This window comes from Lyngbya sp. CCY1209 (genome assembly GCF_055795065.1).
Genome location: NZ_JAYFER010000128.1, coordinates 1 through 219, shown reverse-complemented (window position 1 = coordinate 219; position 219 = coordinate 1). Strand labels below are relative to the sequence as shown.

1 protein-coding gene is annotated in these 219 nt (G+C 43.4%); it reads right to left on the bottom strand.

What is annotated here, in order from left to right:
• Positions 1-219: group II intron maturase-specific domain-containing protein (locus tag AC0QHF_RS00990; RefSeq protein WP_324702317.1), on the bottom strand; the 219-nt coding region annotated here is incomplete at both ends.

The window sequence follows — 219 nt, the reverse complement described above, 5'->3', positions numbered from 1 at the left end:
GTCTAGCTTGCTGAAAATCTCCTTGGAGACTACCCCCGAGTAATACCTTGACCATCCTGTAATGATGGGATTGAGATGTTTTATCAGGGCGGCTTGAGGTGCTGTTTTGTGTTTTTTAATCACCTCTTTCACCTTTTCAGTATGGGCTCTGATTGCTTCTTTATCTGGTTTAACATGGGTTACGAAGCCTAGTAATCTGCTGACCTTTCCCCCACTTTT